We start from the raw sequence: 14,113 nt of genomic DNA, 5'->3' as shown, positions 1-14,113 counted from the left end.
GCCTTGGTTGCGTTCAACGCACCGAAGGCCGCCTTGGGTGCGTTGAACGCACCGAAGGCCACATTGGGGCGTTGCTAACCCAGCATCAGCAGGACCTGCAGCTCACCCACCACGAAGCCGATCACTCCGCCCACCGCGATCAGCTTCCACTCGTCCTGCCGGAACGCCGGGCGCAGCAGCCCCTCGAACTCCAACGGCGTCAGCGCCAGCATCCGCTGCTCGATCATCTTCGCGACGTCCATCGCCTCGGTCAGGTACCCCTCGGCGTACCGGGCCGTGTCGGGCAGCTGCTCGAGGGCCTTCACCGCCGCCGCGTGCTTCATCTCCCGCAAGCGCGTGCCACCCACCGCGAAAGACAACGGCACCTGCTTGTCGACCGCTTCCGAGACGAGGTTTTCCACCAGCGCCGCCAGCCGGTCCGCCCGGGGGCCGCGCAACACCGCGTCCAGGAGGTTCTGGATCGTCAGGACCTCGTTCGCGATCAGCTCGCCGTACTGCCGGGCCACCTCCGCACGCCGGCGCTGGAACTTGCCCTGGAGGATCACCCGCCCGACGCGGACCGGCTCGCGCGGGACGAAGATCAGCTTGATCGCCAGCCAGTCCGTGCACAGCCCGATCACGCCGCCGAACGCCGGGAGCACCCACGGCTCGTGCGTGAACGCCCACACGATCGTCTGCACCAGGCCCAGCCCGAAGCCGAAGTAGATGCCCATCCGCGCGATGAACGCCATCTCCGGCCGGGACGTCTCGCGGATCAGCCGCACCAGCAGCGCCTTGTCCCGCGTCAGGCGCTGGACCGTCATGTGCTGGACGTCGAGGACCTCGTCGAGGTTCTCGCGGACGTCGTCGAGGAACTCCCGGACCAGCCGCGGTGCCGACGCCTGGACCTGCTTGATCAGCATCTCCTGGGCCAGCGTCGGCAGGACCTCCCACAGTCGCGGGTGGTGCTCGGCGAGCACTTCGCGCGCGATGTGGTCCACCGCGCGCAGCAGCGGCTGCTCCAGCTCGCTCGTGATGATCACCGGGTCGATCCGGCCGAACACCTCACGGAGGTCGAGCAGGTTCGCGGTCAGCAGCTCGGTCGCCACCGCCGCCATCCGGCCGCCGTGCTTCGGGACGACGCCCTGCCAGCCCAGCAGCGGCGGGATCCCGATGAAGTCGAGCGGCCGGAACATCATCTCGATCGCGACGCGCTTGGTGACGTACCCGATCAGCGCCGCGACGAACGGCATCGCCGCGTACAGGGACCAGTTCAGGGCGAGGTCGTGCAGGACAGCGTCCACCCCGACCTCCCTCGCTCACCCGAGAGCGAAACCGTACCGGCTACCCGAGCAGGGCGAGCACCTGCAGTTCTCCGACGAGCCCGCCGATCACCGCGCCGACCGCGATGAGCTTCCACTCGTCCTGCCGGAACGCCGGCCGCAGGAGCTGCTCGAACTCCAGCGCGCTCAGCTTCTTCATCCGGTCGACGATCGTGTTCCGGACGTCGAGCGCGTTGATCGCGTAGTTCTCGGCGTACCGGATCGTGTCCGGGATGCGCTCCGCGGCCTTCGCCGCCGCCGTCTGCTTCATCTCCTGGAACTTCCTCGTGCCGACGGCGATGGCGACGAACGGCTTGACGACGCTCGCCTGCGCGTCGATCGTCTTCTGCACCTCGCGGGTGATCATCGCGAAGAGCCGGTCGGACTTCGGCCCGCGCAGCACCGCTTCCAGGAGGTTCGGGATGGTGATGATCTCGCGCGCGATCATGTCGCCGTAGTCGGCGGCGACCTGGTCGCGGCGCTTCTGGAAGACGCCCTGCCAGGTGTAGACGCCGAAGAACCGGCGAGGCTCGCGCGGCAGGAAGATCATCTTCAGCGCCAGCCAGTCGGTGAGCCAGCCGATGCCGAGGCCGAACAGCGGCAGCACGATCGGCGACCTCGTCAGGGCCCAGACGACCAGCTGGACGCAGCCGAGGATGAACCCGAACCAGATGCCGGAGCGCGCGATGAACCGCATTTCGGGGCGGGAGATGTCGCGGATCAGCCGGTTCAGCAGCGCCTTGTCGCGGACGAGGTTCGTCACGACCATGTGCTGCAGGTCGAGGACGTCCTCGATGTTGCCGGCGATCTCCCGCATGATCTTGGTGATCGCCTTCGGCGCCTCGGCCTGGACGCGCTTGAGCAGCAGCTGCTGCGCGCCGTTCGGCAGCACCTCCCACAGCCGCGGCTGGTAGGTCTCCATCACCTCGCGGGTGACGTCCTCGACGACCCGCAGCAGCGGCTGCTCGATCTCCTTCGCGACCTGCGCCGGGTCGAGCCGGGCGAAGATCTCCTTCGGGTCGACGAGGTTCGTCGTCAGCATCTCGGTGGCCGTCGCCGCCATGCGCTCGGCGTTCGCCGGCAGCACGCCCTGCCAGCCGAGGAACGGCTTGATCCCGGTGAACTCGAGCGGCCGGAACATCATCTCGATGGCGACGCGCTTGGTGACGTAGCCGATCAGCGCCGCGATGAACGGCATGGTGACGTACACCTGCCAGTGCGTGCCGAAGTCCACCCGCGCACGCTATCGGCCCTCGATCGGGGCGGCAGGGGCAGCACCGGGAGTTCACCCTCCGGGATGTCCACTGTGGCCTCCTCGCGGCAACCGCTGGTCAACCGAGGTCGGAATGCCAAGTGTGACCGGGGGTTCGCGAATTCGTGATGCATCCGTTTGGCGGTACGTCCTGAAGGTCCCTTGCTCATTAAGGTGGCCCGATGGTCGCGCCCGAGAAGCCCCACTCCGCCCCGAAGACCGCTCAGTTCGCCGTGGGTGTCCGCGGCTACAACCAGCGTCAGGTCGACGAACGCCTCGCCGAGCTGACCAAGGAGTTCCGCGAGACGTCCCGCAGCCGCGACGAAGCCGTCGCGACGTCGTCGGACCTTTCCAAGGCCCTCGCGTACGCGCAGAAAGAGCTCGCCGAGACGAAGGCCGCGCTGGCCAGGATGAGCTCGAGCCCGTCCGGCGCGGGTGCCATGGCCGAGCGCGTCCGGATGATGATGCAGCTCGCCGAGGAGGAGATCGCCGACCTGCGTTCGGCGGCCGAAGCGGATGCCGCGTCGACTCGCGAGCAGGCCGACAAGTACGCGCACGAGACGCGCCGCACGGCCGACAAGCTGGCGAAGGACGCGGAAGAGGAGCGCGCCCGCCTGCTGTCCGAGGCGAAGGGCGAGATCGAGAAGCTGAACGCGGCAGCGGGCGCGAAGCGCGTCGAGCTGGCCGCGGCGGCCGAGCGGGCCCGCAAGGAAGCGGACGCGAAGGCCGAGGCGGCGGCGGCCGAGGCGCGGGCCGAGGCGGACCGGAAGGCCGCGGAGGAGCTCGCGGCGCGCAAGAAGGCGTTCGACGAGGAGATCGCGCGGAAGAAGCAGGAGACCGAGGCGGCGCTGGCGTCGGCGAAGTCCCAGCAGGCCACCGCCGACCAGAACCGGAAGCTGGCCCTGGACCTGCGGTCGAAGGTCGCCGAGCGGATCGCGGCGACGGACGTGGCGGTGCAGGAGGCCATGCGGTTGCTGGCCCCGGTCGAGGAGGCTCCCGCCGCCGGCAACGGCGACCGGAAGCCGGCCCCTGCTCCGGCCGCGAAGGCGCCCGCCGCTCCCGCTCCCGCGAAGGCCCCGGCTGCCCCGGCCAAGGCCTGACCTCTCCCCAGACGCCGGCGCCCCTCGGATCTTCGAGGGGCGCCGGGCCATTTCCGCGGAAGCGGTGCCGGGAGCAGGGCCGGCGGGTGGTGAACCGCACAAATCCCCCGGGCGGGGAGGTGGCCGAAGCTCGTGGGTGGCTGGCAGTGTTCAGCTCAGCTGCCGATCACCACGAGACGACGGGACCCGCACATGATCCTCGAGACCGAGCGGGCCGCCGTCTGCGCCTACGCGCGCCGGATGGTCGGGGACGGCCTGGTCGTCGGGACCTCCGGGAACGTCTCCGTGCGCGCCGGCGACCTCGTCGCCGTCACCCCGACCGGCGTCCCCTACTCGAGCATGAGCCCGGCCGACGTGACCGTCGTCGACCTCGGCGGCCAGGTCGTCGACGGCTCGCTCAAGCCGACCAGCGAGCTGCCGGTGCACCTGTCCGTGTACTGGGACGTGCGCGATCCCGACCGCGAGCCCGTCACCGCCGTCGTCCACACGCATTCGCCGCACGCCACCGCCGTGTCGACCCTCGTGCGCGAGGTGCCGCCCATCCACTACATCGTCGCCACGATCGGCCCCTCGGTGCGCGTCGCGCGCTACGCCACCTACGGCACCCCTGAGCTCGCGGCGGCCGTCCTCGAGGCACTGGAGGGGCGCCGCGGCTGCCTGATGGCCAACCACGGCACCCTCACCTACGGCGACGGCCTCGAGGCCGCCTACCACCGGGCCCAGCAGCTCGAGTGGGCCTGCCGGGTGTGGCTGCTCGCGCAGAGCGCCGGCCGGCCCAGCCTGCTGCCGCCGCCCGAAGTGGCCAATGTCGTCGAGCGGCTGCGCGGCTACGGCCAGGACCAGTACGGCCCGGCCTAGGACGCCAGCGCGTCGACGGCGTGGACCGCGTCCAGCAGCTCCGCCACCGTCGGGTCGTCGACCGCCTCCTTGATGCACTGCCACAGCTGGAGGTTCGCCGTCGCCCAGCGCGAATACGCCGCCGCCGCGTCGGGGTTGTAGAAGTAGTACCCCTCGTCGTGGACGTCGCACTGCTCGCCGACGATCTTGTGCGCCAGCTCGCGCAGGCTCAGCCCGTTCTCGCGCAGGTACCGGTGCGCGAGCACCACCGGCGTCACCGGCAGTGCCTTGAACAGCGTGTCCGCGTCGCTCAGCGCCTGCGCCTCCAGCGAAATGTCGCGGCCGCGCGTGGCCATTTCGGCTTCGTCGATGATGTCGTCGATCCAGCGCGCCACATCACCGGGCACCCCGCACTCCGTGAGGAGCTCCAGCCGCAGGCTCCGGCCCGCCGCCGCGGGCGAATTGCGGAGCACGAGGTAGTTGACGTCGTGCACCAGCGCCGCGACCTCGACGACGGCCCGGTCGGCGCCGTTGTGCTCGGCGAAACCGGCCGCCTTCGCGCGGACGAAGCTCACGTGGTGCCAGCCGTGGAACGGCAGCCGTTCCGCATAGCGGCGGCACAACCGGTGAACCCGGTCTTCGACGGCGCCGACGATGGCATGGTCGATCGTGCTTTCCTGCGTGCGCATACACCTCTCCCATCCCGGCCGTGGTGTTCAGACGGGTGGAGTAATGGTAAGCGCCGCTGACGCCGGTGTGTAGCTAGATGCGGTCGGCCAATTCCCCCAATCGGACCTCTACCGGAACGTGACGATGGCCGATTCCCGTGGCGGGATCGAAAGAAAGGCTGAAACTGCTCACCGGGCGTGATTTCACGAGGAACGTCATCGTGCCGTCGGCCGCTTCGGGGATGCGGTGGAATTCGTCGGCCAGCATGGTGATGCTGGTACCGGCTCGGCACACGGTGCTGCGCCGCCGTCTCGCGGAACTGATCAAGCCGGTGCCGGCGTCGATCGTCGTCTCGTACTTCTCGTGGCGGTAGTCACCGCGGAGAATGGTGGTGCAGAAGTGGTACCGGTGGTTGTGCACGGAATCCGCGTACCCTTCCCGCCAGTCCTCCTGCGCCTTGTATTCGTGCAGCCAGAAGGAAAACGAGTCGGACGGCGAATCGAGCAGGCACCAGGCGAAGTGCGTCGTGGTTTCCCGGGACGAGCGCAGGACTTTCGCGGATTCCGCGGTGGAGAGCGTGCGAAGCTGCGAGCGCAGCTCCGCGCGCAGGCCGGACTGGGCGGCCCACGGGCGGAACCACTCGTCGACCGCGCGCCAGTCCGCGGCGAGCGGGTGCCGGGCCGTGCGCAGGCGCATGGCCAGTTCGGACAGGGGGGACAGGCGGGTGAGCAAGGTCAGCTCCCTAGCTCGGCGACTTCGGAGAACTCCGTGCGGAAGGCGTGGAACTTGCTTTCCAGCTCACGGAACTGCTCCTCGGACAAGGGGGATCCGGTGATCTTTTCGAACAGCGCCAGGAAATCCGTCCGCGTCGTCGCGGACGTGATGCGGAAGTGGCGGCCGGTCCGGGACTGCGAGACGCGCACGAACTCGGCGCGTTCCATGTTGTAGAGGAAGGAACCTTCGGTGAACCGCAGGGTCCGCGGGTACAGCTTCGTGGCGCCGCGGACGTCGCTGTAGAGCGACACCCACACGCTGTCGTCGAACATTTCCAGCCGGTCCAGCGGCGGGTCGGCGACCACGGTGATGTCGACCTGCGCGCAGCGGCTGCGCGCCAGGAAGAGGCCGACGAGGCCGATCCGGATCTCTTCGTCGAGCCGGGTCTGGATCTGGTCGGAGTCGACGTCGCCGGCTTCGCGGCGCAGCAGGTAGCGGGCGCGCCCGCTGATCGCGCCGGCGTCACGCGGATCGGCGATGACGGCCCGGAGTTCGCGTTCCGTGCGGGACAGCAGCAGGCGGGCGGCCGCGTGCCGGCCGGAGAAGCCGCGGAAGAAGTACTGCCGGGTCGCGTCGAGGTCGGCCATCAGCGCCCGGTTGAACGCGGGGTCGGGGTCGGTGGTCGCCTCGAACACGTCGGTGGGGAAGAACTCCTTGTTCAGCGCGCGGTATTCGGCGCTCAGGTCCTCCAGCGCGCGCCGGCTTTCCTCGATCACCGGGGTCACCAGCGCCCTTTGCGAAGCGCTGGCGGTGATCAGCGTGGTGCCGAACCCCACGATCGCGGAGATCAGGGTGCCGGTGCCCAGCGACGTCACCAGGTTCTTCCCGGTGCCGGGGTCCATGAGGCCGGCGAGCCACAGGCTGAGGCCGGCGACGACGACGAGCACCGTGAGGAGCAAGCTCGTCCTGGTCCAGAAGATCTCCTGCAGTGGGGTACGGCGGCGGGATCCGCCATCCGCGGCCACTTGCTTCACCTCCCTCGAACCACCCGAACGGACGTATGCTTACGGTGTCTGTTCGAGTGCGGGGAGTCACTTTACGCGCCTGACGGGACGCGCGAAATAAGAAGTTCGGGGGACAGGACTGACGGACGGACGTCACTCTCGGCAATAATTCACCAGGTCCGCGAGTTTTCCGAAAATCACGAAATTCCCGGCTCAAAGCGTGGCCGGGAGGCCCTTTTCGTACCAGCCCGGACCGGGTTCGGCCGTCATCAGGAAATCCACGACGACCGGTGCGGGCGCCGGGTGGATCTCCGGGTGATCACGTTCGCCGCGCGCGAAGTCCACCGGCCAGGCCAGTTTCTCCTCGCCGAGCGAAAACTCGCCGCCGGCACCCGTGCGGTTGCCGCGGGCGTCGAGGCGTGACCACGTGCCGTGCAGGTACACGGCATTCAGCCCGTGCAGCGCGGAGAGCTCCTGGTAGCAGAACCCGGCCGGAATCCCTTGTGCCCGCAGCAAAGCGGCGAGCAGGTGCGCTTTGGCGTAGCAGATCCCGACGCGCTCGCGCAGGACGTCCGACGCCCGCCAGGTGACGCGCGGGTCGCGCGCGTCGATCACGTGGTCGATCTCGTCCCGGACGAAGAGGAACGCGGCCTTCGCGCGCTCGACGGGATCTTCGCTCGTGGCTGCCAGGGCTTCGGCGCGCGCTCGGATCGACGGGTTTCCGTGGTCGACGACGGTGTCCGCGGCGAGGTAGTCGCTCAGCCGAACGGACGTGGGCGACGGAACGGGACTCATCCGGCCATCGTGACAGGTTCGGCCATTCGGGCGAGACTCATTTTCGGCGGCGGCGACGCTCCGCGTTCACCGGTTACGGAAGGTAAAACTCAGGTGAGAAGCCGGTCCAGCGCAGTTCCGCGGGCAGGTGGCCGACGTCGTTGTAGGTCAGCAGCGCGGCCGGCCGCCCGGGCGAGTAGCGGATCACGGTGAGCGCGGCGTTGGCGTGGTTGAGCGCGAGCCACCGCCACGGCGGCGCGTCCTGCGAGGCGCGCACGAGCCAGCCGGCGAGGAAGTTGTGCGTCACGAGCACTTCGAACCGCGCCTCGGTGCCGGGCACGGGCCCGGTGAACCGCCGCTCGGCTTCGGCGGCTCTTCCTTCGTCCGCGGGCGGGAGCTGCCGCGCGAACGCGTGCAGGAGGTCGCCGGAGGTCTCGGGGAGCTCCTCGCGCATGGGCGTGTACGGGACGAAGTCGCCGGCCGCGTCGTCGACGTAGATGGGGACGCCGGGGAGCTGGGTGGCGAGGAGCGCGGCGGTTTGCGAGGTGCGCGGGAGGGGGCCGTGGTGAACGGCGGTGATGGGGACCTCGCGGAGCCGCCGCCCGAGCAGGACGGCCTGCTGCCGGCCGGCGTCGGTGAGGTCGCCGGTGGGGGCCGCTTCGCCGTGGCGGGTCAGGAAGAGGTACCGCGTCGCGAGCATCAGCCGACGGGCACGAGGGCACCCTGCGGGCCTTGGCTGGGCGCGAACTGGGCGAGCAGCCGGATCGGGGCGGGGTGCGGTGGGAGGACGGTCGAGGCGAACGGCGTGATCGTGTGCTCGTGGCCGCTGTTCGTGTGCAGGTGGACGCTCACGTGGACGTTCCGGTCGGCGGGGATTTCGAAGCTCACCGCGCCCCACGAGACGACGTATTGGCGGCCGTCGATGCTCGCGATCGGGGCGTAGGCGCGGACGGTGTGGCCGAGGTGCGGGATCTCGACGGCGAGCAGCCGGCGGGGGCCGGTGTGGTGGTCGACGTAGGGGATCACGCCGGGCACCTTGGCGAGATCGGTCGGCTCGGTCATCCCTGCTGCCTTTCTGACTGGTCGCCGATCATGCTGCCAGGTCGGAACCAGCGGCGTGTGCGTTCCCTGCCAGCCGGGGGCGCGACGCTCGGCACATGACGATCAACCTGCAGCCCGGAAGCACCGTGATGTTCACCGGCGACTCGATCACCGACCTCTGGCGGCCCCCGGGCGAGGACCGGTGCGGCTACCCGCTGCTGGTCGCCGGCTCGTGGTGTTTCGAGCACCCTGAGTGTCCGGTGACCTGGCTGAACACCGGGCGCGCGGGTGACAAGGTGATGGACCTCGAAGCTCGGTGGCAGGCGGACGTGGTCGATGTCCGTCCCGACGTGGTGTCGATCCTGGTCGGGGCCAATGACATGGGGTGGCACACGTTGGACCCTCGGGGGCGGGTGGTCTCTGCCGACGAGTTCGCGGCGGGGTATGACCGGTTGCTGGTGCCGCTTGCGTCGTTGGGGACGGAGCTGATTCTTGTCGAGCCGTTTCTCTTGCCGGTCAAGGGAGTTGTCGAGAAGGTGCTGCATTTGGCGGATGGGGATCGTCTGGTGCGGATCGATGAGGGGGTGCGTGAGGGGTGGCGGGAGGATCTGGATGCGAAGATCCGGGTGGTTAGGGAGCTGGCTGGTGAGTACGGGGCGCAGCTTCTTGCTGCGGACAGCATGTTCAGGGAGCTGGGGGATCCGGGGAGGTGGTCCGATGATGGGATTCATCCGACTTCGGCTGGGCATGGGGTGCTTGCGGAAGCCTGGTTGCGATTGGTCGCTTGACCGCTGAAGGCGCTGCGTATCGGTTCGGTGGGGCGGCTATTAGAACTGGTAGTACAAGAATGGGCTGAATGTTCCTGTCGCGATCAAGATCGCCGCGTACAGCAGTCCTACCGTCATCACGCCGATGCGCAGCGCCGTTGCCGGCTTGCTTCTTGACGACTCCAGCAGCGGCCCTGTCACCGGGTGGGCCGGGAGGGCGAACACCGCCAGGGCTGCCAGTAGCAGCACCAGTCTCTGGTTCGTGAACGCCTCCTCGACGCCCGTGCCCAGGCCGTCGAAGTCGGGGAGCAGCATGTGGCCGATCATCGACAGTGCGTGGCCCAGGTCCGGGGATCTGAAGAACACCCAGCCGAACACCACCAGGAGCATCGTCAACGCCCGGCGCAGGTAGCGCTTCCACTTCACCGCCGGGTCGAGGTCGAGACCGAAGCGGCGCTCGATCACCAGGAGCGCTCCGTGGTAGCAGCCCCACACCAGGAACGTCCACTGGGCTCCGTGCCAGAAGCCCGTCAGCACGAACACGATGCAGAGGTTGCGGTACGTGCGAGCCGCGCCGTGACGGTTGCCGCCCAGGGGGATGTACACGTAGTCGCGGAACCAGCGGCTCAAGCTCATGTGCCAGCGGCGCCAGAACTCCGTGATCGTCACCGATGAGTACGGGCGCGCGAAGTTCTCCGGGAGGCGGAAACCCAGCATGCGGCCCAGGCCGATCGCCATGTCCGAATAGCCCGAGAAATCGAAGAACAGCTGGAGCGTGTAGCCGATCGCGCCGAGCCACGCCGTCGCGAACGTCATCTGGTCCGAGGGCACCCGGAAGCACGCCTCGACCAGCGGGCTCAGCGAGTCGGCGATGATCGTCTTCTTGCACAGCCCCAGTGCGAACCTGGGGAAGCCCGCCGCGAGGTCGTCGAGGCGGTGGGAACGCAGCTGCGGCAGCTGGTCGGCGATCTCGCGGTACCGGACGATGGGGCCGGCCACCAGCTGCGGGAACATCGCGATGTACGCGGCGAACGCCACCGGGTTCCGCAGCGCCTGACGCTCGCCGCGGTAGATGTCGACCACGTACGAAATGTGGTGGAACGTGTAGAACGAGATGCCGATCGGCACCACCAGGCTCGCCACCGGCACGCTGCCGCCGAACCAGTGCGCGACGGCCGCGATCTGCTGCGTCGCGAACCCGGCGTACTTCCAGACCAGCAGCACCGTGACGTCGAGCGCCACGACCGCGATGAGGATCTTGCGGCGGCGCCCGCCGTTCAGGTCGAACGGGTCCGGCGCCAGCAGCGGCCCGGCCAGGAAGTTGACGACCATGCAGCCGAGCAGCAGGAACACGAACGCGCCGGCGCCGATCGTGTAGAACAGCAGGCTGGCGACGGCGACGATGCCGTTCCGCCACGTCCGCGGGCACACCAGCACGGCGATGAGCACCGCCGGCATGAAGTACCACAGGAACAGTGGCGAAACGAACGACATCGGGTCCCCTCGAGTTATCCGACGGTGACCTTAACCCGACTGGGTGGTGGTGTCAGACCCGACCGGCGAGACGCCGCCGCCGCGCCACCTCGGCCAGCAGCACACCCGCCGCCACCGACGCGTTGAGCGACTCCACGCCCGCCGCCATCGGGATCGACACCGTCGCGTCGCACGTCTCGCGCACCAGGCGCGACAGGCCGCGGCCCTCCGAGCCCAGCACGATCACCAGCGGGTCCGCCGCCAGCGCGAGCTCGTCGATGTCCACCGAGCCGTCGGCGTCCAGGCCGACCAGCATCAGGCCCTCGTTCGCCCACGACTTGAGCTGGCGGGTCAGGTTGGTCGCCACCGCGATCGGCAGCTTCGCCGCCGTGCCCGCGCTCGTCCGCCACGCCACCGCCGTCATGCCCGCGCTGCGCCGCTCCGGCAGCAGCACGCCGTGGGCGCCGAACGCGGCCGCCGAGCGGATCACCGCGCCCAGGTTCCGCGGGTCGGTCACGCCGTCGAGCGCGACGAACAGGGGCACCTCGCCCGAGTTGCGGGCCGCCGCCATCAGGTCGTCCGGGTGGGCGTACTCGAACGGCGGAACCTGCAGGCCCAGGCCCTGGTGCACGGCCCGGTTCGTCTTGCGGTCCAGCTCCTCGCGCGGGATCTCCAGGATCGAGATGCCCTTGTCGCCGGCCAGGCGGACGGCGTCGTTCACGCGGTCGTCGATCTCGATGTTCAGCGCGACGTACAGCGCGGTCGCGGGGACGCCCGCGCGCAGCGCCTCGACCACCGGGTTGCGCCCGGCGATCAGCTCCGGCTTGTCGGCCTTCTTCTGCCGCGCCTGGTCGCGCTTGGCCTGGGCGTTGTTCTGGCGGTAGGCCTTGTGCCCGGGACGGTCTTCCGCCTTCGGGGTCGGGCCCTTGCCTTCGAGGGCCTTGCGGCGCTGACCGCCCGAGCCGACGACGGCACCCTTCTTGGTGCCCGTCTTGCGGATCGCGCCCTGGCGCCGCGAGTTGCCTGCCATGGTGAAAGTTTCCTTGCTGTGTAACGGGATCAGTCGGACTTGACTGTCCACTGAGGACCGTTAGGGGTGTCCTCCACCACGATGCCCGCCTGCTGGAGGCGGTCACGGGCGGCGTCCGCACGGGCGAAGTCCTTCTCGGCGCGGGCCTGCTGGCGCTCGGCCAGCAGCCCTTCGACGATCCGGGACAGCGCGTCCTTGGTGGGCGAGTCGGAACCGCCCGCCTCCGACCAGCGCGCGGACAGCGGGTCGAGGCCCAGCACGTCGGTCATCGCGCGGACGGCCGCGGCGAATTCGAGTGCCTTGGAGGTGTCGCCCGCGTCGAGGGCGGCGTTACCGTCCCGCACCGTGGTGTGGACCACGGCGAACGCCTGCGGGGTGGCCAGGTCGTCGTCGAGCGCGTTGGCGAACGCGTCCGGGATCGTGCCCAGCGTCACCTCGCCCGACTGCGCGGCGCGGCGCAGGAACGTCTCGATCCGCCGGTAGCCCTGCGCGGCTTCGGACAGCGCGCCGTCGGAGTACTCGATCGTCGACCGGTAGTGCGGCTGCACCAGGTAGTAGCGCAGCTCCGGCGCCCGGTAGCGCTCCAGCATCGACGGGATCGACACGGTGTTGCCGAGCGACTTCGACATCTTCTCGCCGGACATGGTCACCCAGGCGTTGTGCAGCCAGAACCGCGCGAAGGCGTCGCCCGCCGCGTTCGACTGGGCGCGCTCGTTCTCGTGGTGCGGGAAGACGAGGTCGATGCCGCCGCCGTGGATGTCGAACTCCGCGCCGAGGTACGCAGTCGCCATCGCCGAGCACTCCAGGTGCCAGCCCGGCCGGCCGTTCCCCCACGGCGTCGGCCACGACGGCTCGCCCGGCTTCGCGCTCTTCCACATGGTGAAGTCGCGCGGGTCGCGCTTGCCGCGGGTCGGCGTCTCGCCCTGCTGGACGTCCTCGAGGACCTGGCCGGACAGCTTGCCGTACTCGTCGAACGACTTGACCGAGAAGTAGACGTCGCCGTCCGCGACGTAGCCGTGGCCGCCCTCGATGAGGCGCTCCATCAGCTCGACCATCTGGGTGACGTGGCCGGTCGCGCGCGGGTTGATCGACGGCGGCAGGCAGCCGAGCTGCTCGTACGCCTCCTCGAAGGCGCGCTCGTGCGTCGCGCCCCACTCCCACCACGGCCGGTCGTGCTCGGCCGCCTTGGTGAGGATCTTGTCGTCGATGTCGGTGACGTTGCGGACCAGCAGCACGTCCAGTCCACTGTGGACGAGCCAGCGGCGCAGGACGTCGTAGTTCAGGACGCCGCGGACGTGCCCGATGTGCGGAACGCCCTGCACGGTGGCACCACACACGTAGATCGACGCCGTTCCGCTACGGACGGGGTGGAACTCCCGCACGCTCCGGGTCGCTGTGTCGAAAAGGTGAAGGGCCACCCTGAAAGGGTACGGGGTGGGCGTGAGCGAGGTCGCAGCCCCTAGCCGACGCCGTGCGTGCGCAACGCCGTGAGCAGGGCGTCCGGCCGTTCGGCGGTGGGCAGCGGGTCGACCAGCGCGAACTCGCAGCCGAGCGCGCGGGCGCCGCCGTCGGCCTCCTCGCTGTCGCCGACCATCAGCGTCTCGGTGGCCGGGACGCCGAGCCCCTGCACGGCCTTGCGGAAGATCTCCAGCTCCGGCTTGATGGCGCCGACCTCGAAGGACAGCACGAACTCGTCGACGTAGGCGTCCCACCCGCGCGCGGTGAAGGCCGGCCGGATGTCGAAGGCGATGTTGCTCAGCACGCCCACCTTGAGCCCGCGCTCGGCGGCGGCCTTCAGCGCGGCTTCGGTGTCCGGGTACGGCGTCCACTGGCTGGGATCGATGAGCCTGTTGTAGAGGGCTTCGGCCTGGTCGGCGTGCGGGACGCCGGACTTCTTGAGCACCTCGAGGTAGACCTTCCGGTGCAGCCCGGGGTCGCGGTCGCGGTGCTGCCAGGCGTGCACGTGCTCGGCGTCCAGCTCGACGACCTGCCCGACCGGCGCGGTCATCCGGCGCATCAGCTCGGCCTGCGCCTCGATGTCGAGCGGCGTGCCCTCGTGGTCGGTCAGTTCGGCGAGCCACGACTCGTCCTGCTCGAGCCGGAAGAGCGTGCCGGAGTAGTCGAACAACACCGCCCTGATCGTCATGGGAT

15 protein-coding genes are annotated in these 14,113 nt (G+C 69.5%); 3 read left to right on the top strand and 12 right to left on the bottom strand.

Going from position 1 to position 14,113, the window contains the following annotated elements; translation table 11 throughout:
* Positions 1-74: 74 nt before the first annotated feature.
* Complete coding sequence (locus AB0M83_RS15060) at positions 75-1,283, bottom strand: DUF445 domain-containing protein (RefSeq protein WP_364517214.1); 1,209 nt, start codon at positions 1,281-1,283, stop codon at positions 75-77.
* A 40-nt stretch (positions 1,284-1,323) separates the two neighbouring features.
* A complete protein-coding gene (locus tag AB0M83_RS15055) occupies positions 1,324-2,499 on the bottom strand; it encodes a DUF445 family protein (RefSeq protein WP_364517222.1) in 1,176 nt (391 codons plus the stop codon).
* A gap of 236 nt (positions 2,500-2,735) precedes the next feature.
* Here AB0M83_RS15055 and AB0M83_RS15050 point away from each other — a divergent pair, with 236 nt between their 5' ends.
* Complete coding sequence (locus AB0M83_RS15050; protein ID WP_364517212.1) at positions 2,736-3,653, top strand: hypothetical protein; 918 nt, start codon at positions 2,736-2,738, stop codon at positions 3,651-3,653.
* 192 nt (positions 3,654-3,845) lie between these two features.
* The gene (locus tag AB0M83_RS15045; protein WP_364517210.1) at positions 3,846-4,511 is read left to right on the top strand and encodes a class II aldolase/adducin family protein; all 666 of its coding nucleotides are present in this window, start codon (positions 3,846-3,848) and stop codon (positions 4,509-4,511) included.
* Here AB0M83_RS15045 and AB0M83_RS15040 read toward each other — a convergent pair.
* From AB0M83_RS15040 to AB0M83_RS15015, 6 genes are all read right to left on the bottom strand, one after another.
* Positions 4,508-5,179: an HD domain-containing protein gene (locus AB0M83_RS15040; protein WP_364517208.1), complete on the bottom strand. Its 672-nt coding sequence runs from the start codon at positions 5,177-5,179 to the stop codon at positions 4,508-4,510. The two genes, AB0M83_RS15045 and AB0M83_RS15040, sit on opposite strands and share 4 nt — an antisense overlap.
* Before the next feature lie 73 nt (positions 5,180-5,252).
* Positions 5,253-5,891 (bottom strand): hypothetical protein, encoded by a 639-nt coding sequence (locus AB0M83_RS15035; RefSeq protein WP_364517206.1) that lies wholly within the window; start codon positions 5,889-5,891, stop codon positions 5,253-5,255.
* A 2-nt stretch (positions 5,892-5,893) separates the two neighbouring features.
* Complete coding sequence (locus AB0M83_RS15030; RefSeq protein ID WP_364517204.1) at positions 5,894-6,907, bottom strand: hypothetical protein; 1,014 nt, start codon at positions 6,905-6,907, stop codon at positions 5,894-5,896.
* A gap of 183 nt (positions 6,908-7,090) precedes the next feature.
* Positions 7,091-7,672: a transglutaminase family protein gene (locus AB0M83_RS15025; protein ID WP_364517202.1), complete on the bottom strand. Its 582-nt coding sequence runs from the start codon at positions 7,670-7,672 to the stop codon at positions 7,091-7,093.
* A gap of 73 nt (positions 7,673-7,745) precedes the next feature.
* Entirely contained in the window at positions 7,746-8,351 is a 606-nt protein-coding gene (locus tag AB0M83_RS15020) for a histidine phosphatase family protein (protein ID WP_364517200.1), read from the bottom strand.
* Positions 8,351-8,713: a hypothetical protein gene (locus AB0M83_RS15015; protein ID WP_364517198.1), complete on the bottom strand. Its 363-nt coding sequence runs from the start codon at positions 8,711-8,713 to the stop codon at positions 8,351-8,353. The genes AB0M83_RS15020 and AB0M83_RS15015 overlap by 1 nt, the downstream gene beginning before the upstream one ends.
* A gap of 95 nt (positions 8,714-8,808) precedes the next feature.
* Between AB0M83_RS15015 and AB0M83_RS15010 the strand changes: the two genes are divergently transcribed.
* Positions 8,809-9,480 carry a GDSL-type esterase/lipase family protein gene (locus AB0M83_RS15010; protein WP_364517196.1) on the top strand — a complete coding sequence of 224 codons (672 nt, stop codon included), beginning with the start codon at positions 8,809-8,811 and terminating at the stop codon, positions 9,478-9,480.
* 39 nt (positions 9,481-9,519) lie between these two features.
* Here AB0M83_RS15010 and AB0M83_RS15005 read toward each other — a convergent pair whose 3' ends face one another.
* From AB0M83_RS15005 to AB0M83_RS14990, 4 genes are read right to left on the bottom strand one after another with little or no spacing between them, the layout of a single operon-like run.
* Positions 9,520-10,953 carry an MBOAT family protein gene (locus AB0M83_RS15005; protein ID WP_364517194.1) on the bottom strand — a complete coding sequence of 478 codons (1,434 nt, stop codon included), beginning with the start codon at positions 10,951-10,953 and terminating at the stop codon, positions 9,520-9,522.
* Between the two features lie 52 nt (positions 10,954-11,005).
* Positions 11,006-11,962 (bottom strand): 23S rRNA (guanosine(2251)-2'-O)-methyltransferase RlmB, encoded by a 957-nt coding sequence (gene rlmB, locus AB0M83_RS15000; RefSeq protein ID WP_364517192.1) that lies wholly within the window; start codon positions 11,960-11,962, stop codon positions 11,006-11,008.
* Between the two features lie 29 nt (positions 11,963-11,991).
* Complete coding sequence (gene cysS, locus AB0M83_RS14995) at positions 11,992-13,380, bottom strand: cysteine--tRNA ligase (protein ID WP_364517190.1); 1,389 nt, start codon at positions 13,378-13,380, stop codon at positions 11,992-11,994.
* A 41-nt stretch (positions 13,381-13,421) separates the two neighbouring features.
* A complete protein-coding gene (locus AB0M83_RS14990) occupies positions 13,422-14,108 on the bottom strand; it encodes an HAD family hydrolase (protein WP_364517188.1) in 687 nt (228 codons plus the stop codon).
* Between the last annotated feature and the right edge of the window lie 5 nt (positions 14,109-14,113).

This window comes from Amycolatopsis sp. NPDC051106, from assembly GCF_040682775.1.
Lineage (GTDB): Bacteria > Actinomycetota > Actinomycetes > Mycobacteriales > Pseudonocardiaceae > Amycolatopsis.
Note: the sequence above shows the minus strand (reverse complement) of the source record. Positions and strands in the feature narration are given on the sequence as shown.

Coding starts and splice junctions, on each gene's coding strand:
- rlmB (WP_364517192.1), bottom strand. CDS start 11,962: ATGGCAGGCAACTCGCGGCGCCAGGGCGCGATCCGCAAGACGGGCACC.
- AB0M83_RS15055 (WP_364517222.1), bottom strand. CDS start 2,499: ATGCCGTTCATCGCGGCGCTGATCGGCTACGTCACCAAGCGCGTCGCC.
- AB0M83_RS15040 (WP_364517208.1), bottom strand. CDS start 5,179: ATGCGCACGCAGGAAAGCACGATCGACCATGCCATCGTCGGCGCCGTC.
- AB0M83_RS15045 (WP_364517210.1), top strand. CDS start 3,846: ATGATCCTCGAGACCGAGCGGGCCGCCGTCTGCGCCTACGCGCGCCGG.
- AB0M83_RS15015 (WP_364517198.1), bottom strand. CDS start 8,713: ATGACCGAGCCGACCGATCTCGCCAAGGTGCCCGGCGTGATCCCCTAC.
- AB0M83_RS14990 (WP_364517188.1), bottom strand. CDS start 14,108: ATGACGATCAGGGCGGTGTTGTTCGACTACTCCGGCACGCTCTTCCGG.
- AB0M83_RS15050 (WP_364517212.1), top strand. CDS start 2,736: ATGGTCGCGCCCGAGAAGCCCCACTCCGCCCCGAAGACCGCTCAGTTC.
- AB0M83_RS15020 (WP_364517200.1), bottom strand. CDS start 8,351: ATGCTCGCGACGCGGTACCTCTTCCTGACCCGCCACGGCGAAGCGGCC.
- AB0M83_RS15025 (WP_364517202.1), bottom strand. CDS start 7,672: ATGAGTCCCGTTCCGTCGCCCACGTCCGTTCGGCTGAGCGACTACCTC.
- AB0M83_RS15005 (WP_364517194.1), bottom strand. CDS start 10,953: ATGTCGTTCGTTTCGCCACTGTTCCTGTGGTACTTCATGCCGGCGGTG.
- AB0M83_RS15010 (WP_364517196.1), top strand. CDS start 8,809: ATGACGATCAACCTGCAGCCCGGAAGCACCGTGATGTTCACCGGCGAC.